The organism is Lactobacillus acetotolerans DSM 20749 = JCM 3825, from assembly GCF_001436775.1.
In the GTDB taxonomy this organism is placed as follows: Bacteria; Bacillota; Bacilli; order Lactobacillales; family Lactobacillaceae; genus Lactobacillus; species Lactobacillus acetotolerans.
The window spans coordinates 1,798-22,763 of record NZ_AYZC01000016.1 but is presented as its reverse complement, the minus strand read 5'-3'; the positions used below and the strand labels follow the sequence as shown (position 1 = coordinate 22,763).

19 protein-coding genes are annotated in these 20,966 nt (G+C 36.4%); 16 read left to right on the top strand and 3 right to left on the bottom strand.

What is annotated here, in order from left to right; genetic code table 11:
• The first annotated feature begins 138 nt into the window (after window positions 1-138).
• The 8 genes from FC77_RS03750 (at window position 139) to FC77_RS03715 (ending at window position 8,799) form a co-directional block, all read left to right on the top strand.
• Window positions 139-1,224, top strand: a complete 1,086-nt coding sequence (locus tag FC77_RS03750) for a D-alanine--D-alanine ligase family protein (RefSeq protein WP_056970185.1) — start codon at window positions 139-141, stop codon at window positions 1,222-1,224.
• 24 nt (window positions 1,225-1,248) lie between these two features.
• Window positions 1,249-2,025, top strand: a complete 777-nt coding sequence (locus FC77_RS03745) for a helix-turn-helix domain-containing protein (protein ID WP_056970184.1) — start codon at window positions 1,249-1,251, stop codon at window positions 2,023-2,025.
• A 70-nt stretch (window positions 2,026-2,095) separates the two neighbouring features.
• A complete protein-coding gene (locus FC77_RS03740; protein ID WP_056970183.1) occupies window positions 2,096-3,214 on the top strand; it encodes a YibE/F family protein in 1,119 nt (372 codons plus the stop codon).
• On the top strand, window positions 3,211-3,981 hold the full coding sequence (locus tag FC77_RS03735) for a YibE/F family protein (RefSeq protein WP_056970182.1): 771 nt from the start codon (window positions 3,211-3,213) through the stop codon (window positions 3,979-3,981). The genes FC77_RS03740 and FC77_RS03735 overlap by 4 nt, the downstream gene beginning before the upstream one ends.
• The gene (locus FC77_RS03730) at window positions 3,968-4,786 is read left to right on the top strand and encodes an alpha/beta hydrolase (RefSeq protein WP_056970181.1); all 819 of its coding nucleotides are present in this window, start codon (window positions 3,968-3,970) and stop codon (window positions 4,784-4,786) included. The genes FC77_RS03735 and FC77_RS03730 overlap by 14 nt, the downstream gene beginning before the upstream one ends.
• A gap of 114 nt (window positions 4,787-4,900) precedes the next feature.
• Window positions 4,901-7,711, top strand: a complete 2,811-nt coding sequence (locus FC77_RS03725) for an SNF2-related protein (RefSeq protein ID WP_056970180.1) — start codon at window positions 4,901-4,903, stop codon at window positions 7,709-7,711.
• A gap of 54 nt (window positions 7,712-7,765) precedes the next feature.
• Entirely contained in the window at window positions 7,766-8,449 is a 684-nt protein-coding gene (locus tag FC77_RS03720) for a DEAD/DEAH box helicase (protein WP_056970179.1), read from the top strand.
• Between the two features lie 101 nt (window positions 8,450-8,550).
• Window positions 8,551-8,799 carry a hypothetical protein gene (locus tag FC77_RS03715; protein ID WP_054681690.1) on the top strand — a complete coding sequence of 83 codons (249 nt, stop codon included), beginning with the start codon at window positions 8,551-8,553 and terminating at the stop codon, window positions 8,797-8,799.
• Window positions 8,800-8,905: 106 nt separating this feature from the next.
• Here the strand turns inward: FC77_RS03715 and FC77_RS03710 are convergent, their stop codons facing one another.
• Entirely contained in the window at window positions 8,906-11,917 is a 3,012-nt protein-coding gene (locus FC77_RS03710) for a TIM-barrel domain-containing protein (protein WP_054681692.1), read from the bottom strand.
• 173 nt (window positions 11,918-12,090) lie between these two features.
• Between FC77_RS03710 and nagA the strand changes: the two genes are divergently transcribed.
• The gene (nagA, locus tag FC77_RS03705; protein WP_054681704.1) at window positions 12,091-13,251 is read left to right on the top strand and encodes an N-acetylglucosamine-6-phosphate deacetylase; all 1,161 of its coding nucleotides are present in this window, start codon (window positions 12,091-12,093) and stop codon (window positions 13,249-13,251) included.
• 81 nt (window positions 13,252-13,332) lie between these two features.
• Here the strand turns inward: nagA and FC77_RS03700 are convergent, their stop codons facing one another.
• Entirely contained in the window at window positions 13,333-13,809 is a 477-nt protein-coding gene (locus FC77_RS03700; protein WP_054681694.1) for a nucleoside 2-deoxyribosyltransferase, read from the bottom strand.
• A 116-nt stretch (window positions 13,810-13,925) separates the two neighbouring features.
• Between FC77_RS03700 and FC77_RS03695 the strand changes: the two genes are divergently transcribed.
• Entirely contained in the window at window positions 13,926-14,408 is a 483-nt protein-coding gene (locus FC77_RS03695) for a PTS sugar transporter subunit IIA (RefSeq protein ID WP_056970177.1), read from the top strand.
• A gap of 4 nt (window positions 14,409-14,412) precedes the next feature.
• Here the strand turns inward: FC77_RS03695 and FC77_RS03690 are convergent, their stop codons facing one another.
• Window positions 14,413-15,213 (bottom strand): tyrosine-protein phosphatase, encoded by an 801-nt coding sequence (locus tag FC77_RS03690; protein WP_056970176.1) that lies wholly within the window; start codon window positions 15,211-15,213, stop codon window positions 14,413-14,415.
• Window positions 15,214-15,359: 146 nt separating this feature from the next.
• On the opposite strand from FC77_RS03690, the gene FC77_RS03685 reads away from it, so the two are divergent.
• The 6 genes from FC77_RS03685 to phnE (FC77_RS03660) all read left to right on the top strand — a co-directional run bounded on the left by FC77_RS03685 (window position 15,360) and on the right by phnE (FC77_RS03660) (window position 20,570).
• A complete protein-coding gene (locus tag FC77_RS03685; protein ID WP_056970175.1) occupies window positions 15,360-15,839 on the top strand; it encodes a universal stress protein in 480 nt (159 codons plus the stop codon).
• A 338-nt stretch (window positions 15,840-16,177) separates the two neighbouring features.
• Window positions 16,178-17,104, top strand: a complete 927-nt coding sequence (locus tag FC77_RS03680) for a phosphate/phosphite/phosphonate ABC transporter substrate-binding protein (protein ID WP_056970174.1) — start codon at window positions 16,178-16,180, stop codon at window positions 17,102-17,104.
• 138 nt (window positions 17,105-17,242) lie between these two features.
• Window positions 17,243-18,172, top strand: coding sequence for a phosphate/phosphite/phosphonate ABC transporter substrate-binding protein (locus tag FC77_RS03675; protein WP_056970173.1), 930 nt, complete (start codon window positions 17,243-17,245; stop codon window positions 18,170-18,172).
• Between the two features lie 25 nt (window positions 18,173-18,197).
• Window positions 18,198-18,971 carry a phosphonate ABC transporter ATP-binding protein gene (gene phnC, locus FC77_RS03670; RefSeq protein WP_056970172.1) on the top strand — a complete coding sequence of 258 codons (774 nt, stop codon included), beginning with the start codon at window positions 18,198-18,200 and terminating at the stop codon, window positions 18,969-18,971.
• Complete coding sequence (gene phnE, locus FC77_RS03665; RefSeq protein WP_151443540.1) at window positions 18,964-19,758, top strand: phosphonate ABC transporter, permease protein PhnE; 795 nt, start codon at window positions 18,964-18,966, stop codon at window positions 19,756-19,758. Before phnC ends, phnE (FC77_RS03665) begins: the two co-directional genes overlap by 8 nt.
• Complete coding sequence (gene phnE / locus FC77_RS03660; protein ID WP_056970171.1) at window positions 19,758-20,570, top strand: phosphonate ABC transporter, permease protein PhnE; 813 nt, start codon at window positions 19,758-19,760, stop codon at window positions 20,568-20,570. Before phnE (FC77_RS03665) ends, phnE (FC77_RS03660) begins: the two co-directional genes overlap by 1 nt.
• Window positions 20,571-20,966: the final 396 nt, after the last annotated feature.

Genomic DNA, 20,966 nt, shown 5'->3' with positions numbered 1-20,966 from the left:
CCTCTCTTTCTTTATAATATAATTATAAACCAATGTGAAAAGACTTTTTAGTAAAAAATGTTCTTAGGTTTACGGCTTTTCCTTCATTTATTGCGTATAATAAAGGATTGATAACAATAATCAAGAGGTAAAAAAATAATGACTAAAAAAACGCAAGTAGGATTAATTTTTGGTGGAAATTCATCTGAATATAGAGTATCCATTATGTCGGGCCATAATATTTATAAGGCAATTGATAAGGATAAATTTACGGTTCACCCAATTTGGATTACTAATGACGGTTACTTTGCTGATGAAGATGAGTCACTCAAAGTATTAAAGAATCCATCATACCAAGTTAAGAATCCGCATAAGGTAACTAATATTTCTAACTTAATTGAATTAACTAACTTACCAGAAATTGATATTTTCTTCCCAATTGTTCATGGTAACTTAGGTGAAGACGGCAGCTTGCAAGGTTTGTTTAGGGTTTTGAATAAACCGTTTGTCGGGGATGACGTTTTAGCAGCAGCCGTAACAATGGATAAGGAGTTTACCAAGATTTTAGCACAACGTGCCGGTATTCCTGTAGCTGATTGGATCTCCGTTAAGCGTTATGAATATAATGATAAGAATAATGATAAATTGAATTATAATAAGGTTAGCCAAAAATTAGGTAAGGACTTGTTTGTCAAGCCTTCTAATCAAGGCTCATCAGTTGGTGTTAACCATGTGACTAACGCTGAAGACTACAAAGCGGCTTTAGATGATGCCTTTAAATATGATGATAAAGTTTTAGTAGAAAAAACAATTCATGGTACCGAAGTTGAAACTGCTGTTTTAGGTAATGACAAACCGATTGTATCCGGAGTTGGACAAATTATTAATGCTAAGGGGACTTTTTATACTTATAAAAATAAGTATGAAGATAACTCTACTTCTAAGTTGCAAATCCCAGCTGATTTACCAGCTGATGTTGTTAAAAAAGTCAGATCGAATGCGTTGAAAGTTTATCAGGCTACTGAATGCAGTGGGATGGCCCGGGTCGATTCCACCCTGCAAGATGGTGACAACAAAGTGGTTTTAACCGAAGTAAATGCTTTACCCGGTTTTACTAATATTAGTATGTATCCAAAATTGTTTGAGCAAGCGGGAATTTCTTACACTGACTTAATTACCCGTTTAATTGAAGCCGGTCAAGAGCGTTTTGATCATAAAAAGACTTTGTTACATAAGCTTGGATAGAACGTAATTTGGGAGTAAATCGTAATGACAAGTAATGAACATAACTTTGAAGAACTTATGGCACCGGCAGCTACAGCCAAAAAGTTGGGTATTAGTGTGGCTACGTTGCGTAAGTATTCGCTTATTGTTGAAAAGGTTACTGGTAATAAAAAATATTATGAACGGACCAAGCAAAAGGCGCGTTTATACCATGAAAAAGATATAAAAGATCTGGATGCTTTTCATAAATTAGCGAGGAACAGTGGCCTGACCCTTCAAGAAGCAGCACGGCAGATTTATGAGGTTAGGGATAAGAATGATCCTGATCAGAGTAAAAATGCCGAAGACAAGGTTCAAGATAAGGCATTGATGACTACGCCACAGGTTGTTAAATTACTAAAGGCTCTTCAGCAAACGATTGGTAACCAAAATAAGGCAATTGATTCTTTACAGAAACAGCTTAGTAAGATCGAAAAGCAAAATAAGGAGCTTTTAGATAAAAAGCAGATAGCTGCGCCTAAAGCTGATGATAATAAATTTTCCAGTTTACCTGATATTTCGGGGATTGTTAGTACTAGTAATGTAGATGATAAACCTCAAGCTGCAACTAAAAAAGAACATGAACCGATGACGCGTGAGGCCAAAAGGGCGGAACTAGCTCAAGATAAAAAGAAGAGTGAAGCGGAAGTTCATAGCGAGATTATTAATAGAGCTAAAGAAAATGCTCAGAAACGTGCCAACGTTAATGTTCATCGTACTCTCGCTGGCATGCAGGTACAAAATGAAAAGAAACATTGGTGGCAAAGGTTTCTAAACTTTTAAGAATTAGTAAGCGACTTTTAATTAGGTCGCTTTTTGTTTTAAAGTATAGGGACAACAGGGAGATAAAAATATGAAAGCTAAAAATAAGAAGCGCTATATAATAGCACTTATTGTAGCAGTTATAGGTTTGGTTTTAACTGCTTGTACCTATTTTGCCACTAATATTTATTCTAGAGATGATGTAGCAGTAATTACTGATAACGTCATTAAAGACCGTTTGATTGAAAAAGATAAGGATGTTTACAACAATGTCGATCAGACACGGGAACAGACGTTACATTTAAAGGTTTTGTCTGGTAAGTATAAGGGGAGAACTTTTACTACTAAGAATGTATATTATCCTTCGCAGATGGTGTCACAAAAATACCGCGCACGGCAGCGGATTTTCGTTAACATTAAGAAGGGTGATCCAGCAATTGTGAATCCCAAGCGTGATTGGGTACTAGTTCTTGCCTTGACGGTGACCATTGCACTAATGATAGCTATTGTTGGTCGGCATTCGTTTGCGCTAATTATTTCGATGGCGCTAAGTTGGTTGATTTTTTATTTAGTTATTGTTTTAGATGTCCACATGAATGGTGCACATATTATCCTACTGTTTAGTTTAGCTGACATAATTTTTTCATTCTTTGGTTTACTAATAGATCAGGGATTTAATAAAAAAATGCTAGCAACGTGGCTGGCGACACTTCTTGGGGTCTTTATTTCCTTTGGCCTCTGTTATTTAGTAATGCAATTAACGGGTGAATCAGAAATGAAGTACGAAACCGGCGACTACGCCACTCAAGATCCGCGTGGAATTTTCTTAGCCCAAACCTTGCTCGGTATTTTGGGTGCCGTAATGGATGAATCAACCGATATTATTTCCAGTTTGTATGAATTGGTTCAAACCAGGAAGGATATTACGGTTAATCAGCTGATTAAGAGTGGCCGAACGATGGGACAGGAAATCATGGGTCCATTAATCAATGTTTTGGTATTGATCTTTATCTCAGGTGCACTTCCTATGACTATTATTTATTTAAGAGATAATAATAGTTTAGGTTCAGCTTTTGGTTTTACTTTGTCTTTAGGAGCTACTCAAAGCGTAATTTCCGCGATTGGGATCGTACTTACTGTGATCTTCGCGACGGGATGCAGCCTACTATTTTTGAAGAATAAAAAATGGAAGTGGGGTAAGAAAGAATGAGTACGTTAACTGCCTTAATTATTGTATTAGCGATTTTAATGACAATTGTTGGCGGAGAGACTGGTATTCGCAGTTTCTTCAGTGTACTGATCAATACCATGCTTCTAATTTTAGTGGCAATTCTGATATCTTGGGGAATAAGTATTCCAATTTTAATTTTGATCTTTATTCCTTTGAAATTAGTTACTATAATTTTCTTAGGTACACATGATTATACTGTTGCTAAAAATTCATTTTATGCAGCCTTTCTCGTGTGCTTGATTGTTAGTGTATTAATCTTAGGCTGTCAATGGTTGGCTCAAGCTGCCGGAATGGGTCCTGAGGCTGGCGAAGTCTTAGTCGGCTTATCGCAAATGCCGGGCTTGAGTTACCCAATGATTGCGGTAGCAGTTGCCATCTTCTCATCATTAGGTGCGATTGCTGAAGCGGCTGTGGCCATGAGTTCTGGACTTCTGGAAATAAAAAAGCATAACCCAAATATTAGCCGGATGAATTTAATAGCAAGTGGTAACAGAATCGGTAGAGATGTTTTAGGTACGGCGATGAATACCATTTTATTCGGAATGTTTGGTAGTTTCTTATCTTTATTCTTATGGTATTTTCGTTTGAATTACTCAATGGGTGAGGTTCTAAATGAAAAATTGTTTGTAAATGAAGCTCTGATCATCATGTATTCCTTGATAGGGGTATTATTAACTGTTCCTCTCTCTACAATCTTTTTAAGTAGAGGAATGAATAAAAACGAGGTAAAAGATGGAAGTAAATGAATTAACGCTAAAAAATTTTAATAGTCGTGAATTTAAAATTCATACGTATACGTTGAAACAAATTGCTGATTTGGTGGAGCCCAAGCATCCATTGGCGATTGTGGTTCCAGGCGGAAGCTTCGATCATTTCTCACAACGAGAAAGTGAACCTGTTGCCCTTGCTTTTAACAGCCGTGGCTTTAATAGCGTAGTAATGGATTATAATTTGGTGCAAGATGAAGGCGATATTTATCCTGACGCCGGATTAGACGTTTTAGCGACGGTTAAATATTACCGTGAACATGCTAAGGACTATAATATTGATCCTAAAAAGATTGTGACGATCGGTTTCTCCGCCGGAGGTCACATCGTAAGTATTGCTAATTATATGGCTAATGCTGATAAATATAAGAAGCTGTATAACTTTAAATCAAAAGACGTTTTACCGAATAAGACAATTTTAGGGTACCCACTAATTAATATTGCTAAAATTGGGATCGATATTCCTGAAGATGAACAGGGTAAAGTACCAGAGGATAAAGCTTTACGTGATAGTGCCTTGGGCGTTACACGTGAAACACCTGCTACTTTTGTCTTTCAAGCGTGGGATGATCCAATGGTTTTGGTTTCTAATTCAATTGAATATATCCAGGCTTTATATGATCACCAAGTTCCTTGTGAGGCACACTTATTTAATAAAGGTGTTCATGGTTTTTCATTAGCTCGACCGGATATGGTCGTAAAGGATCGGCCGTGGCAAGATAATCCGCATGCTGCTCATTGGTTTAATTTAGCGATGGAGTGGTTAGATAGCGAATGGAAATAATAAAAGAGGTCAACGGACCTCTTTTATTATGTTTTAAATTTTAGAAATTACTTACTTCCCTTTTATTATAAATCTTGGGATAATAGTCTTAATATGGTTATTAAGGGTGAAAGTATGAAAGATTTTCGTTCACGGTTTGCTGATAAAGTTTATCAACGAGGCGTTAAGTATCAAAAAGATGGTAAAGTTAATGGCATTGGATGGGGTAAAGACGGGCATTTTATTGCCTCTGTTCAATCGTCAGACCGTTTTTATTACTATCGGGTAACTGGTGTTTATAAAAATGGCAAAGCTTCAGAATTAAAGTGTAACTGTCCGTGGGCTCAAGCGGGCCATAATTGTAAACATATGGCAGCCGTTCTTCTTGAAATTAAACAAAATGAAGATGCAAAGAATGGCAATGGTGAAAAGCCGCGGTCATCAAGGATTGCTTTTGTTGATGCGGTTTCAGATGATTTGAAAGCAAAAATTGCGGATGCCCACCTCACGGTTAACCCACTGCAATTAATTACTGGCAGAACATTTACCAATTCTGATTACAATAAAGCTAGCACTTTAGAAAAAGAATATACCTTAGTAAATGAAGAATTGACCAAAACTAATGATAATCGTTATCTTTATACGACTGAATTTAGGTCACGGTACGGTTACTTTATGGTATATATCAACTTTAACCTCGAAAAAATTACGGATATTACCGCTGAGTCACGTATAAACAAGAATATTAATCAAGATGTCTTCTTTATCATGGGATTGCTGCATTTTGTTTTATATTTTCTTAAACATGATCCCTTTGATCAGACTAATGATGCTGCTAAGCGTTTATTAACGTATTTCCAATCTAGGAATAAGCCTGGGCAAGCAATTACTTTTCGTGCCCAAATTGAAAATGATCAGGGAACAGTAGTTTTATACTTTAAAATTGGTGAAGACCAGCATTTGTATAAAGTACAGAACCTGCAAAATATGGTTAACTCTGCCCGTGAAGGAGAAGTAGTTAAATTTGGTAAATATTTTGACGATGTTGTCGATCCTGACAGGATGGATCAAGATAGTTTAACCTGGTATCAGTTTGCACAAAAATTAGTCGATATCCAAAGTGCTACTAGGATTGATGATTTTAATGAACTTAAGCTTAAGAATATTCCATTAAAGGGGACCCTTGCCGATCAGGTTGATGAGATGATTTCTTCAGGATTACCGGCTTATGAAAACGGGACACGAATTCGTTACGGTACGGAAAAATTAGATTTACCGATTGATATTAAACTTAATAAAGATGGTAATTCTGCTATAGTTAACGTTTTTCCGTTTCAAACTTATGAACGAATTTTTGCTGGTAATAAAAGTTATTATAGTTGCGAACTTAATCGTTGGACTAAATATACCGGTTTAACCCCGGATGCCTTGGATCAAGTTGGTATTTTTCCTGGGCAAAAACTTCAATTTAGTTCTAAAACTTTGAAGACCTTTGGTCATAGAATACTTCCCCATTTGAGTAAAAATAAAAACTTAAAAATTACGGGAGCTAAGAAATTAGATAAGGTATTGCCACCAAGAGCTGAATTTGTGTTTCAGTTGGATTATCATAATGAAGAAATTACCTGTCAAACACTAGTAAATTATGGCAAGCAAAAATTTGTTTTAGGTGAAACCACGTCTGATGATTCTATTCGTGATTTTGAGGAAGAAAAAGGCGCAATGGATCTGTTGCAAACCTACTTCGACCAAAATAATGATCATTATTTCTTATCTATGAAGAAAGATAAGAAGGTTCATCAATTTCTTAATGCTGGAATTACCAAACTAAAAGAATTGGGTCGAATTGAAGTAACTGCCGCCTTTAAACAAATGATGAATAGTGCGCAGACTAGCTTGAATGTTCACTTGGGAATTCATTTACGTAATAATACCTTGGATCTAACAGTTACTGGTCCCAGCATGTCAGCTGAAGATATTAGTGCTTTGCTTGATGCTTATCAACAGCAGAAGCATTACTTCATCCTTAGAAATGGTGAAATTAGAAAATTAGATTCACCATCAATTGAAGAATTGGATAAGGTAATGACTTCGCTGAATTTAAACTTAAAAGATTTTACGAAGGGTAAATTAACGATACCAGCCTACCGTGCCTTTTATTTACAAAAGTTATTGGAACAAAGAGATAACCTGAAGTTTTCTAGTGATCATGCCTTTAAAAATCTGGTTGATGACTTGGAAAAGGGTAAAATTAAGGAAGCAAAGGTACCAGCAAAGTTAGATAAAGTTTTACGTCCTTACCAAAAAGATGGCTTTAAGTGGTTGGCAACGATGACTCACTATAATTTAGGTGGGCTACTTGCCGATGAAATGGGCTTAGGTAAAACTTTGCAAGTACTTACTTTATTAGTTTCTTTGAAGGGTAAGGGTAGTAATTTAATTGTGGCGCCTGCCTCCGTAATTTATAACTGGCAGAATGAAATTGAGAAATTTACCCCAGAATTATCTTGTGTTGTCTTGGGCGGAACAAAAAAGGAGCGGCAAGAGCAACTGCAAACTGCTGAAAATAAAGACGTATTGATTACTTCGTATGATTCATTAAAACGTGATTTGGAATTCTACCAAGATAAGAATTTTGAGACTGAGATTATTGATGAAGCTCAGAATATTAAGAATGCTAAATCAGCTGCTGCAAAAGCAGTTAAAATAATTGATGCCGAGCATAAATTTGCACTAACAGGTACACCAATTGAGAATAATTTAAGTGAATTGTGGAGTATTTTTGATTACTTAATGCCCGGCTTTTTAGGCAATTATACTTACTTTAAACAAACCTTTGAGCAACCAATTGTCAAAGACCATGATAAGAATAAGGAAGAGCAGCTCAGTCAATTGATTGCACCATTTGTTTTGCGTCGGCTTAAGAAAAATGTCCTAAAGGATTAACCAGCTAAGGATGAAAAGATAGTTTATGTCCAATTAGCTGGCAAGCAAAAAGAATTGTATCAAGCCCAAACACAACGATTACTGATGCAATTAGGTAGTCAAAATGACAAAGATTTCAAAAAGCATCGTTTTCAAATTTTAGCAGAACTAACTAAATTACGGGAATTATGTTGTGATCCGCGACTTTTGTATAAAAACTACCAAGGGAAATCTGCCAAATTAGCTGCAGCTTTAGACTTAGTCCGTGCTTCTTTGGATGGTGGTCATAAAATATTGCTGTTTTCACAATTTACATCAATGCTTGCGATTATTAGGCAAAGATTGGTGAAGGATAAAGTTACTATTTTTGAAATTATCGGTTCAACACCTAAGTTAGAACGGCAAAAACTAATTGAGAAGTTTAATAAACTAAAACATCCGGCTGTTTTCCTTATTTCACTAAAGGCTGGTGGAACCGGGATTAACTTAACTAGTGCCGACGTTGTCATTCACTATGATCCATGGTGGAATATTGCCGCAGAAAGTCAGGCAACGGATCGTGCTCACCGAATTGGGCAAAAGAATTCTGTTCAAATTTATAAGATTGTGGCTAAGAATACAATTGAAGATAAAATTATTGAGTTACAGAAGCGTAAAGCCAAGTTAGCTGAAGCCGTTTTAAGTGGTAAAACCGTTGGTAGTACTAAGCTTAACCGTGACGATATACTTGAAATTCTGGATCAATTAAAATCTGAGTAACAAATAAATTGATTTGTCAATAACTTTAAACAAAATACTTGCTTTTCTTTTCTAAAGGTATAAAATACTAGTATTTGTATCAAAAGAAAGGACATGATTTTTTGAAGTTAATCAAGATTAAGATTTTAACTGTTATCAGCGGCTTGCTAACTTTGAATGGTTTGATCATGTTGTTCCTTGGTTTATGTAATCAAGTAGATAAGTCAACTCATTTTCTTACCACTCAACAAGCAATTACATTAGATGGTTATACTGATTTAACAATATTCTTTGGAGTATTATCTATCATAGTTTTCGGTATAATCTTCTTTGCCAGCTGGGTAAAAAGTAAACAAGCTAAAGCTGCATAACATAGTGCAGAGTTAAAGATACAAAACTTAATATTTATTAGAAGTAAAATGCATCCCTGATTTATTCAGGGATGCATTTTTTAGTAGCAATTAATATTTATTTATATTACTTTTTAGCTCTAAAGAACATAACTTCTCTTCCGGCTACAATCGGGCCAGATGATTTATAGATAGTTAACCTGATCGCTTTTGCAGTTACATCGCGTAAGCCAACTACCTTGTTCTTACTATCAGCTTTCCAGGTTAAACGATCACCATACGAAGCAAATTTTTCACCGTCGCTGGAAATCTCAATTCCAACTGAAGTTGGGTCACCTTTATGGTCAACATTGCGAGGTACATAAGTCATTCGACTCAGCTTTTCTAACTCATCAAAGGTGAATGTTAATTGCAATGGTTTGTTTTCGCTTACGCTTTCGTTAGTTTCCCATTCACTAGCAAGTTTCAAGTCAGTTAGGTAGTTTAACGGATGATCTTTATTACTATCCAAATTACTTTGAACGTGGATATTGTTAATCGCATAATCAATTGCGGCTCGTTTAGTAATAACACCGAAGTAATCAGACCATTCGGATACTTTGTTACCAGCAACGTAACGCAAACGAATGATGTAACGTGAATTTGGTGTTAATTCATGGAAGGTAAATGAAGTACCGTCAATGCCATCATATAATAATCCGTTGATTTCAACTTGTACTTGGTTAGATACTTGTGGCCATGCGAGTTCAAAAGAGTGAGCGGTGATCTTGGTCGGATCCACCGTTGGTAATTTTGGTGCTCGTAAAAGTGAATCTGTAATTGAATGGACTAAAGTTTGGTTACCATAATTGAAGTTTTGAATGATAACCTCAATTTTACTGTCAGTAATATCACGACTAGCAAGTTTAATTTGTAGGGCCGTTTGTTTTTCTTTCTGGTATTGGTTGAATTCCGGCAGCCAAGTGTAGTCAGTATTATAGAAGAAACCCTCTTTAGCATGAGAAAAAGTATCGGGTGTCCCGTATTCCTGCATGTTAATGGTTTGGTCATTTATCCTTACTGTTACCCGGTCAGGGTAGGAATCACACATAATATTCAAGTTAGTGCTGTTATTAGTTTTCATTCCGTTAAAGTCGCCTTTAACCGGATCAATCGTTACGGTTAATCTACTTGATTCAAAATCACTCGTGATCTTAGTTTCAGTATGATTATGGTTGAAATCATTAAAGTCATTATCATCATAAGTGGTGATTTCACTTCTGCCTTGAGGGTAAAGTATATAATTACGATTACCCAGATCGAAGATGGCACCGCCACGGATAAAGACGGGTAAGTGCCAAAGTGGGTAAGACAGTTTATTGAATACGCGCCCACCTAAATATCTCTTGCCAGTGAAAAGATCAATCCACATGGTTCTGTGACTTGGCAGGTATAGATTATCTTTACGTGAGTTGCCATTGCTATCTTCACGGCCATTGGTGATTGGTGAGATTAATAAATTTGGTCCCAACATAAATTCGTTGCCAACCTGTGAAGTATAGTTAACCTGCTCATGTGGAAATTCAATGAATAGTGCCCGTAAAATTGGATCACCAGTTTGTGCTTTGTAAATCAAAGTATAAAGATAATTCTTTAATTGATTGCGTAATTGTAAATAGGCACGGTTGATCTGGGTCATTTTACTGTTGTAAGCAAATGGGGTTTTGCTGAAAGTACCCTGATCATCAATATTAAAGAATAACGGTGTGAAAGCTTTCCATTCAAAGTCACGAATACTTATTTGAGCATTACCACCACCATTAGTTCCGTCAATTGCTGCTCCAACGATTGGTTGACCAGATAGGCTAGAACCTAAGAAGCTGGCTATTTGGGTTGGGATGTTTTCCCAGTTACCGCCAGTATCACCAAAGGCTAAAGCTGTCTTATTTTGACTGCCTGCAGTTCCCGTATTTGTTAAAATTAGTGGCCGCTTTCGTTTCAAATTTGTTTTTAGAGATTGCTGATCTTTATCTAAAACCTTACTAAAACTGGTATTAGTCATAATAAATGCAGTTTTAGGAGAAGGCTCAGTTACTGCTTGGTTACTCCAAAAACCGGCGTGGATATCCTGGTTATTGGCGTAATCGTTGAAGGTTGCTAGTGAATCTTGATCAACGTCTTGAACACCATAATTTGGTACAAACCAACTTAACGGAAAATGCAATTTTTGGTAACGGTCAATCATTGCCCGAGCAGAAAATTGGTATTCTTCCTCGCCATTTAAGGAAGCTTTACCGCTGACTTTCTTAGGATCATTAGTGCGGGTGTAATAACTATTATTGTCAAATCTGCTTGCATTGCGTTTCTTAGCTTGGCTGGGTTGCCACATCGTAGTAATAAAATTACCGATGTGTCCTAAACCTAAAGCATATTTAGGAAGCATAAGTGGTTTTCCGGTTAAGAGGTAGTATTTATCTAAAATAACAGTTGGTGAATTGCCAATAATGTAAAAATTATCGAATACTTTGCTTGTGTGAGTAAGTGCAGTCACACTTTTATCGCTTTTACCAAAATCATAGCTGCCAGCACGGACGGTATTCCTTAATTCTCCAAAGCCTGCGTTGGACCAGAAGAACGGAACTTGTGTCAGAACCCCATCTTTCCCCGTGATTTTGTCACGTTTGATGTTGATTCGGCGTCCTTTATGGCTAAAGTAACCGTTTTGCATTCCACCACCAAAGTAGAATTCGTTTTTATTCTGTTTTAAAAATTCAGTTGTTTGATCTTTATCTAATTCGATTGGCGCAATTTGTGTCATTCGCGTTCTATGAAGATTTTCATCGAAGATACTCATGAGTGCTGGTTTTTGCTGAAAAATAATTTGGTAAATACCAGATTGGATGATTAATGAATCACTCGTAGCCCGAGCGCTTGATTTTTCAAAGAAATGGTTATCAAATCTAGATAGATCGACAAATGAAGTGTGATTTTCGTTAAAGCTTTTGTCAGGATCAAGGAAATAACGAAAGATTCCATCCCCTAAAATGTAAAAACGAGCAACTTCACCGGTTGCATAGTGTAATTCATAATAATGATCGCGCCTGTTTGCACCGATAAGTTGACCTAATTGATGTTTGTTCATTTGCGTATCTTGTGTCATATTTTATTCTTCCTATTTAATTAACTACTATTATTATAACTAAAAAACGCGCAGTACCTAAGAGATATAAAAATTTTTTAGTATTTATATTCAAACTGGTAAAGACCAATTTTTTAATGTAGAATAAGCTTATAAAATATAGCTATTAATACTTTTAAAGAAAGAAGAAAATGATGACTTATTATATTCATGCGGATAAGTTCTTCCTTGAAAATAGAACAGAAAAGGGCGGTTATCTTGAAATTCAGGATAATGGCAAATTTGGTTTCTATTATCCTAAAAATGAGAAACCAGCCGGTAAAATTGTTGACTATTCAGGTAAATGGATAGCCCCAGGGTATGTTGATACCCATATTCATGGCTCATTAAAGGAAGACGTCATGAAGAGTGATTGGCAGGGGATTGATAAACTTTCTAAAGGTTTGCTCAAAGCTGGGGTTACCTCATGGTTGCCGACCACCATTACCGCCGCTGATGCCACGTTAACCAGAATCTGTAAAATGTTTGCTGCCCATAGGGGGCAGGAACATGGTGCTAAGATTCAAGGTATTCACTTTGAAGGGCCATTCTTCACCGAAAAACATGCCGGGGCAGAAAATCCCAAATACATGACGGATCCAGATATTGATGAATTTAATAAGTGGCGTGAAGCTTCTGACGGCATGCTTATTAAAATGTCGATGGCTCCGGAAAGAAAGGGTTCAAAAGAATTCATTCGTGAAGCTACTAAGGAAGGCGTAGTCATTTCATTGGGTCACTCGAATGCAACTTTTGCTCAGGCTGCAGCCGGAATTGAAGCGGGTGCCAGCATGTTTACGCATACTTTTAACGGAATGCCAGATCCTATGCACCATGCACCAATGATTTCTAATGCAGCTATGGCAATGCACAGTGTAACTGATGAACTTATTTGTGATGGTCACCACGTTCAAGAACCGATGGTTCGTGCGTTAGTCCAAGAAAAGGGTCCAGAGCACATTGCTTTAATCACTGACAGTATGGAAGCTGGTATGATGCCTGATGGGGATTATATGCTGGGTGAATTGCCAGTTTATGTTAAAGACGGCATGGCCCGTTTGAAGCATGGTGATAATTTAGCTGGCAGTGTTTTACAACTTAAGATTGCCGTCAAAAACGTGGTTGACTGGAATGTAGTTACTCCAGAAGATGCCATTATGATGGCGTCATACGTTCCAGCTAAGAGTGTAAATATATTGAATAAATGTGGTTCAATCAGTCCTGATAAGGATGCCGATTTCTTAGTATTGAATCCGGATATGACCCTCAGTGAAACTTATTTGGATGGTAAGTCACGTTATCAAGCAGATAAATAAAGATAATATATTTTTTAAGTATGTAAAAGGGGATGCTGGTCACCAGCATCCCCTTTAGCTATTATTGTAAGTATAAATTATTTAATAAACGGCTCCGTCATAAAAACCGAACCGTGGATTATTAAAGTCGAAGTCTTTTAGTGCACTCATTTTAATCACGTTATCACAAACGCCCCAGCTCATTAAGTTGATCGGTTGGCCGTAATATTCATCGGGAATTACCAAAAGAATATATTTACTGCAACTTTTGGCATAACCTAATTCCATTCCCAAACCAACGTCTTCTTCTTTGGGAAGGTAAACACCCAACATAATATCAGAAGATTTGATACCAATTAAATCATTTTGGTAAGTAGCAGAGGCCCATTCGATATCGTGCAGATATTCTGGATGTTTATCAACCCGAATATTTTTGTATTGGTTATCTAACGGGACGTAGCTATCCTCGAAGTCAATCGTTGGGTTAGTTTTTAAGGCATCCATTGCATCTTTATATGCCTTAGTTTGCTTTTCATTGAACCAACCTGCACCAAAGTACACCGTTTTTGTTTTTCTCATTTTTTCTCCTCAAATAAAAATCGTATTTATTAACTTTACCATTTTTTTGGTTGAAAAATACATCTTAATATCTTAGTTTTAAGGATGTAGGTTAATTCAACTTGGAAGGTAATTTTATGACTCAAAAAAACATTTTTGCACCCGATGCGGGTTATGTTAGTAAGCAGAGTGACCGTGATCAGGTTCTAAAAGAGACTTATGACCATTTGCGTAAACATGGCTATGTTAAAGGCAACTTTCTGCAACACATTATTAAGCGGGAGGATAATTACCCTACTGGTCTTGATACGACAACTTTAGGGCCTAATTTGCCCAATATTGCCGTTCCGCATACTGAGGGTGAATTTGTTAACGCCCGTTTAATCGTACCCGTTGCTTTAACTAAGCCTGTTATTTTTAAAAATATGATTAAGCCAGATAAAGAACTAAGGGTAAAATTTGTATTTATGCTTCTAGATAATTATCCGGACGGACAGGCAAAACTTTTGGCAGAAGTGATGGCATTTTTAGCTAAAACACCGGTAAATGATCTGCGAGCCCTACTTAATATGACGGATTCGAATGCAATCTATGATTTTTTAATAAAACAATTTACTTAAAAAATTATTTAAGGTAAATATTACGTAAGTTCATGATGTCAGCACTAGAGAGCTTCATCACATCGCGTAAATAATTGTTAATGCTGCCGTAGTTATCATTAATAACCTTAATTGCGTGATCAATGTATTCCGGATGGACAGTTTGAACATCCTTAAGGGTTTGCAGGGTATTAGGATTACTACCCTCTTCTTTTGCGTGCTGAATAAAATTGGCAACATACTCTTTGGTTACTTTATTAGTTAAAAGGTAGTCTTGCCTAATGGTTGCAAGCGGGACTCCAAGTGCGCTTAAGATAAGCAAGGCGCCGAAGCCGGTCCTGTCTTTACCTGCGGTACAATGAAAGATTAGTGATTTGTTTGCTTGATCATTGTTTAATAATAAATCGAAAAACTTACGGTAAGCTTTTTTAGCGGTGTCGCTTTCGATCATGTCCTCGTATGCATAGAGCATGTGGTCGAATCCAAAGCTGGGGTCCTCTTTTGATTGGTCTACTAAATCATTTGTGCTTTTAGATGAATTGGTTAGATCTTCACTAAAGACTGGATCGTACACGTACTTTGCGCCTTTAGGAATACGATCGGGCTGTGCATCAACTTCAGCCTTACTTCTAAAATCAACTACGTATTTAACGCCGTAATGGGTAAGATATTCCAAATCAGGTGGTGTTAAGCTAGATAAATTACCCGTTCGAAGTAATTTATGCATTCTAACTGTTTTGCCAGATAAAGTTTTATAGCCGCCTAATTCACGAAAGTTACGGCCACTTGTAATTCCGATTAATTGATTTTTTAATTTTTTAGTCATAAAATTCCTGCCTTCAATAAATAATCGTATGCATATTATTTTAGCAACAAACGGGAATGTAAACAATTATTAAAGAGGGCAGCAGCGTATGAAATTATGGTAAAATAAAATTAAGTGCAAAATAGAATTTCTAGGAGATGAGAGATATGAGTGAGAAGAAAGAGAGCATTCTGGTTCCGGTTGATGGTTCAGAAACGGCCGAAAGAGCTTTTGATAAGGCAGTTAAAATTGCTATGACTGATAACGCCCATATTGATGTTTTAAATGTAATTGATACACGGCAGTTCTTGGGTGAAATGCAGGATACTTTAATTTCTGGTGATACTATTTACCAGATGACCCAAGATTCAGAAAAGTATTTGCAAAGCTTGAAGAAGTGGGCTCACGATAACTTTGAATTTGATGACCTTAACTACCATATTCGTTATGGAAGTCCGAAGAGAATAATTTCTTATGACTTTATCAAGGATCACAAGGATAGTTTAATTGTAATGGGCGCAACCGGTTTGAATGCGGTTGAAAGAATGTTGATGGGTTCAGTTACCGAATATGTTAACCAACATGCATTGGCTGACGTTTTAATTATTAGAACAGACATCGATAACAATCCGATTAAACCTAATTAGTTTGTAAAAATTAATCTTTAAATTAGAGTCTGAAGTTTTAACCTTCAGGCTATTTTTTCTAATAAAAATAGAAATATTTATAAATACTCTTTCATAATCCGAATATTTCTGCTATTATTTTCCTAAACAAACGCTTGACTGTTAAGGAGGGAATGAATACTATGCAGGTATATGACAATACTTTATTGATTGTTAGTTGTATTATATTTTTTGTGTTCATTTTTGAAAATATTGTTTTCGTTCGTTTTTTGGTTAAGAATTTTATTAAAAGACTTAATATGAAATCACGTCTGTGGTTTTGTATTAAGTCTTTTTTGATATTTGGTTAGGAGGATATAATGAAAAAATTAAAGAAAGTGCTAGTTGGGATAGTTGCACTTTTCGTTGCTTTAGTTGCGACGGCTTGTTCGAGCAAAAACACAACTAAGGAGGATTACACACCCAAATCTTTGAGTATCCAGTTTGTGCCTAGTCAAGCTGCCAATAAGTTGCAGGCTCGTGCTAAGCCACTTGAAAAGATGCTTTCAAAGAGATTGGGTATCCCGGTGCACGTTTCCATGTCGACTGATTACAACACGGTTGTAGAAGCAATGAAATCTAAAAAAGTCGACGTTGGTTTCCTTCCGCCAGATGGCTATGTATTAGCCCATAAGCAAAATGCAGCCGATTTACTTTTACAAGCTGAACGTTATGGCGTTAAACAACCAGACGGTAAACAAACTAAGAATTTAGTTCGATCATACCGTTCAGAAATCCTTGTTAAGAAAGGCTCTAAGATTAAGAGCTGGAAAGATTTAAAGGGTAAAACCATTTCAGTTCAGAATCCTACTTCAACTGCCGGTTATGTATTTCCCGTTGCTGAGCTAAAGCAAAAGGGATTAAACGTGGTTAAGAGTTGTAAGTTAGTGACCGTAACAGGCCATGATCAAGCTGTATTAAATGTTTTAAACGGTGATACGGACGCAGCCTTTGTCTTTGAAGATGCACGTAATACTGTCCTTAAGGATAATCCTAAGATTATGAAGCAAGTGGTCCCAATTTACTTTACCAAGCCAATTCCAAATGACACGATCACAGTTGTTCCAAATATGTCCAAGCCATTTCGTAAGAAGTTGGCTAAGGCATTTATCTCTATTGGTAAATCCAAGAAGGGTAGAAAAGTTATCGAAAGTATCTATAGTCACGAAGGATATACCTACGCAAAAGATAGTGATTTTAACATCATACGTAAATACGATAAAATCGTTGAATCAACTAAAAAATAAATTAAAATTACGTAACTAATGGTGAATACGTAATCAGGTGCCATATTTGATAACTACTTTATCTTGTGGCTTAACTTTACTCACCTACTAAATATTGATATTATCTTAATTGATAAAAGGATATTTGGAGGAAAGATAATGAAAAAATTTAGAAAAATTTTAATTGGCCTTGTCGCCATTTTTGTTGCGTTGGTTGCAACTGCTTGTTCGAATAAAAAATCTGCAAGTAGTCAAAACTACACACCTAAATCTTTAAAGGTACAATTTGTACCTAGTCAATCTGCAACCAAATTGCAGGCTCGGGCAAAGCCGCTGGAAAAAATGCTCTCAAAGAGATTAGGTATTCCAGTCCACGTTTCCATGTCGACTGACTACAACACGGTTGTAGAAGCAATGAAGTCTAAGAAGGTTGATGTTGGCTTTCTTCCACCAGATGGTTATGTATTAGCTCATAAGCAAAATGCAGCCGATCTACTCTTACAAGCTGAACGTTACGGTGTTAAGCAACCAGGCGGTAAACAAACTAAGAATTTAGTTCGATCATACCGCTCAGAAATCCTCATTAAGAAAGGTTCTAAGATTAAGAGCTGGAAAGATTTGAAAGGGAAAGATATTTCAGTTCAAAATCCTACTTCCAGTTCAGGCTATGTATTTCCAGTTGCTGAGTTGAAGGAAAAGGGACTAGATGTTACTAAAAAAGACCATCTAGCTACTGTAACTGGTGATGATCAAGGTGTTTTAAACGTATTAAACGGGGACGCCGATGCGGCTTTTGTCTTTGAAGATGCACGTAATACTGTGATTAAAGATAACCCAAAGATCATGAGCCAAGTAGTTCCAATCTACTTCACCAAGCCAATTCCAAACGACACGATTTCAGTTGTTCCAAATATGTCAAAACCGTTCCGTAAGAAGTTAGCCAAGGCATTTATTGCTATTGGTAAATCTAAGAAGGGTAGAAAAGTTATTGAAAGCATTTATAGCCATGAAGGTTATACTTATGCCAAAGATAGCGACTTCAATATTGTTCGTAAGTACAACAAGATTGTTGGATCAAATAAAAAATAATTAAGTTAGGAGAACTAAAATTATAATGACTGATTCTGCAATCGAGCCAATGATTGAATTAAGGAACGTTAAAAAAGTTTACGATAAAAAGGTTGTCGGCTTAAAAAAAGTTAATTTAACCATTAATAAGGGTGAATTTGTTGTAGTTGTTGGTTTGTCTGGAGCCGGTAAATCAACGTTGTTACGTTCAATTAATCGCTTAATTGATGTTACTGAGGGTGACATTTTAATTGATGGTAAATCTATTACCAAGGCAAGGGGCAAGAAGCTACGCTTGCTTCGTCGTAACATTGGGATGATTTTTCAAAACTTTAATTTGGTTAAGCGTTCCAGTGTTTTACGGAACGTATTGGCTGGCAGAGTCGCTTATTATCCTACTTGGAAGACAATTTTTAACTTGTTTACTAAGGAAGATAAAGAAAGAGCATACGAAGCTTTAAAGCAGGTTGATTTAGCCGATAAAGTTTATGCTCGTGCCGACGAACTGTCAGGCGGCCAGCAACAAAGAGTTGCGATTGCGCGAGTTTTGATGCAGAATCCTAAGGTGATTTTGGCTGATGAACCAACTGCCTCGTTAGACCCACAGACCTCGCTCAAGGTTATGGAAGATTTGAAGATGCTTAATGAAAAGCATGGTATGACAGTAATTGCTAACTTGCACAGTGTTGAACTTGCTCGCAAATTTGGGCAGAGAGTGATCGGAATTCGTGCCGGAGAAATTATTTATGATGGTAAGATGAGTGCTACCCCTGAATCTGTCTTCACCAAAATTTATAACGGTGGTGAAGAAGATGATTGATGATTCTTTAACGCAATTGCCTAAGAAAAGATTTAAGATAATCAATTTAATTTGGTTAATTGTTCTGATTGCCGGATTATTCATTTCTATTAATGTAACCAATACCCATATTAGTGTACTGTTTGAAAATTTTAGCCAATTCAGTGACATTTTTGTTCAGATGGCTAATCCAGATTGGTCTTATTTCCCTACTGTTATTCCGTTACTTCTTGAAACTATTAAGATGGCAGTTTTGGGAACAATTATTGGGTCAGCCTTAGCTTTTGTGTATTCGCTACTAATTGCTCGTAATATTATTAAGAACAAACTGGTAACCGGAGTTCTACGGTTTATTATGAATATCATTAGAACTATTCCTGATTTACTTCTTGGTGCTATCTTTGTAGCTATTGTGGGAATTGGCCCTGTTGCTGGTATCTTAGCTTTGTCGGTCTTCACTTTTGGTGTGGTTGTTAAATTGTTTTATGAGGCAATCGAAACAATTGATCCTGGTCCGATTGAAGCTTTGACTGCGGTAGGTGCAAATAAGTTACAAATTATTTGTTTTGCAATTTTGCCCCAGGTTATGACTTACTTTATTTCCTATAGTTTATATGCATTTGAAATTAATGTCCGGGCCTCAACGGTACTTGGCTATATTGGTGCTGGCGGGATTGGTTTATATCTGCAACAAACTTTGCAAGTATTTGATTATGCCAAGACTGGTACGATTATCCTCGTCATTATCGTTGTCGTTGTGCTGATTGACTATATTTCATCTAAATCACGGGAGGCGTTAATGAAGTAATGGATACTACTATGAAAGAATTACCGTCTAAACCCGTTAATAAAAAAGCCCGCCTTATTCATTGGTTAATCGCTTTAGTAACGATTGCAATTGTTGTTTGGTCTTGTACCGGCATTAACTTTGGTGGTATTAAAGCAACGGCAGGTCAAATTGCCGGAGCAATTTTCTCAGGAATTTTTCACCCGGACTGGAGCTATGTTTATAACGGCAGTGGTGAAGACTTAATTTCACAATTATGGCAAACTCTTTGTATCGCATTTTTAGGTACATTTATCTCTGCAATTATTTCTTTGCCATTTGCCTTTTGGGCAGCACATACTAAGCATAAGAAATGGTATACTTCTAGAATTGGTAAGATTGTGTTAGCAATTATTCGGTCTTTTCCAGAAATTGTTTTGGCTTTGATGTTTATTAAAGCTGTGGGCCCCGGCTCAGCTGCCGGTGTGTTAGCATTAGGCTTTCACTCGGTGGGGATGCTGGCTAAGCTCTTTTCTGAAGCAATTGAGAACTTGGAAGATGGACCCAATGATGCTATTAGGGCCGTTGGTGGCTCAAAAATTCATGTCATTATGTTTTCGATTCTACCTAATTTAATGCCGGCTTTGATTTCTAATACTTTATATCGTTTTGATGTTTCTGTTCGTTCCGCATCTATCCTTGGTTTGGTTGGTGCTGGTGGTATTGGTTATCCGTTAATCATTGCTTTACAGTACCGGCAATGGAATCGGGTAGGTGTTATCCTACTTGGGATCATTGCGATGGTTGTAGTGATCGATTGGATTTCAGGCATGATTCGTAAGAAATTAGTTTAGATAATTGAATAAAAACAGAGATTAGATAAAATTAACCTCCTGAACTAGACAAAGAATTTAGTTTAGGAGGTTTTTTAGTAGAATTTTGACTGCTATTTTAATTATTTTTGTTGTCTTTTGTTACATAATAAATTGATAAATCTTGTTATAGCGCCATTTATTACTTTTGCAGATGTCATATATTTATGAATATTACAAAAATATCTGCCAAAGTAATATTTTCTTAACTTCCTAGATATGGTTCTGCAATCTGCGCAAGGTACTATATATATTGTCAGTTGATGACATACGAAAGAGATGTGCTTAATTGCACGTCGTTCAAATTAGGAAATTAATCAAAGAGATATATATAATTTATAAGGAGAGAATACTTTTGCAGATCAAATCTATTTTAAT

What these genes read in the sequence shown, in the direction of transcription:
- FC77_RS03750 (WP_056970185.1), top strand. Translation starts at nt 139, where the DNA reads ATGACTAAAAAAACGCAAGTAGGATTAATTTTTGGTGGAAATTCATCT.
- FC77_RS03745 (WP_056970184.1), top strand. Translation starts at nt 1,249, where the DNA reads ATGACAAGTAATGAACATAACTTTGAAGAACTTATGGCACCGGCAGCT.
- FC77_RS03740 (WP_056970183.1), top strand. Translation starts at nt 2,096, where the DNA reads ATGAAAGCTAAAAATAAGAAGCGCTATATAATAGCACTTATTGTAGCA.
- FC77_RS03735 (WP_056970182.1), top strand. Translation starts at nt 3,211, where the DNA reads ATGAGTACGTTAACTGCCTTAATTATTGTATTAGCGATTTTAATGACA.
- FC77_RS03730 (WP_056970181.1), top strand. Translation starts at nt 3,968, where the DNA reads ATGGAAGTAAATGAATTAACGCTAAAAAATTTTAATAGTCGTGAATTT.
- FC77_RS03725 (WP_056970180.1), top strand. Translation starts at nt 4,901, where the DNA reads ATGAAAGATTTTCGTTCACGGTTTGCTGATAAAGTTTATCAACGAGGC.
- FC77_RS03710 (WP_054681692.1), bottom strand. Translation starts at nt 11,917, where the DNA reads ATGACACAAGATACGCAAATGAACAAACATCAATTAGGTCAACTTATC.
- nagA (WP_054681704.1), top strand. Translation starts at nt 12,091, where the DNA reads ATGACTTATTATATTCATGCGGATAAGTTCTTCCTTGAAAATAGAACA.
- FC77_RS03700 (WP_054681694.1), bottom strand. Translation starts at nt 13,809, where the DNA reads ATGAGAAAAACAAAAACGGTGTACTTTGGTGCAGGTTGGTTCAATGAA.
- FC77_RS03695 (WP_056970177.1), top strand. Translation starts at nt 13,926, where the DNA reads ATGACTCAAAAAAACATTTTTGCACCCGATGCGGGTTATGTTAGTAAG.
- FC77_RS03690 (WP_056970176.1), bottom strand. Translation starts at nt 15,213, where the DNA reads ATGACTAAAAAATTAAAAAATCAATTAATCGGAATTACAAGTGGCCGT.
- FC77_RS03685 (WP_056970175.1), top strand. Translation starts at nt 15,360, where the DNA reads ATGAGTGAGAAGAAAGAGAGCATTCTGGTTCCGGTTGATGGTTCAGAA.
- FC77_RS03680 (WP_056970174.1), top strand. Translation starts at nt 16,178, where the DNA reads ATGAAAAAATTAAAGAAAGTGCTAGTTGGGATAGTTGCACTTTTCGTT.
- FC77_RS03675 (WP_056970173.1), top strand. Translation starts at nt 17,243, where the DNA reads ATGAAAAAATTTAGAAAAATTTTAATTGGCCTTGTCGCCATTTTTGTT.
- phnC (WP_056970172.1), top strand. Translation starts at nt 18,198, where the DNA reads ATGACTGATTCTGCAATCGAGCCAATGATTGAATTAAGGAACGTTAAA.
- phnE (WP_151443540.1), top strand. Translation starts at nt 18,964, where the DNA reads ATGATTGATGATTCTTTAACGCAATTGCCTAAGAAAAGATTTAAGATA.
- phnE (WP_056970171.1), top strand. Translation starts at nt 19,758, where the DNA reads ATGGATACTACTATGAAAGAATTACCGTCTAAACCCGTTAATAAAAAA.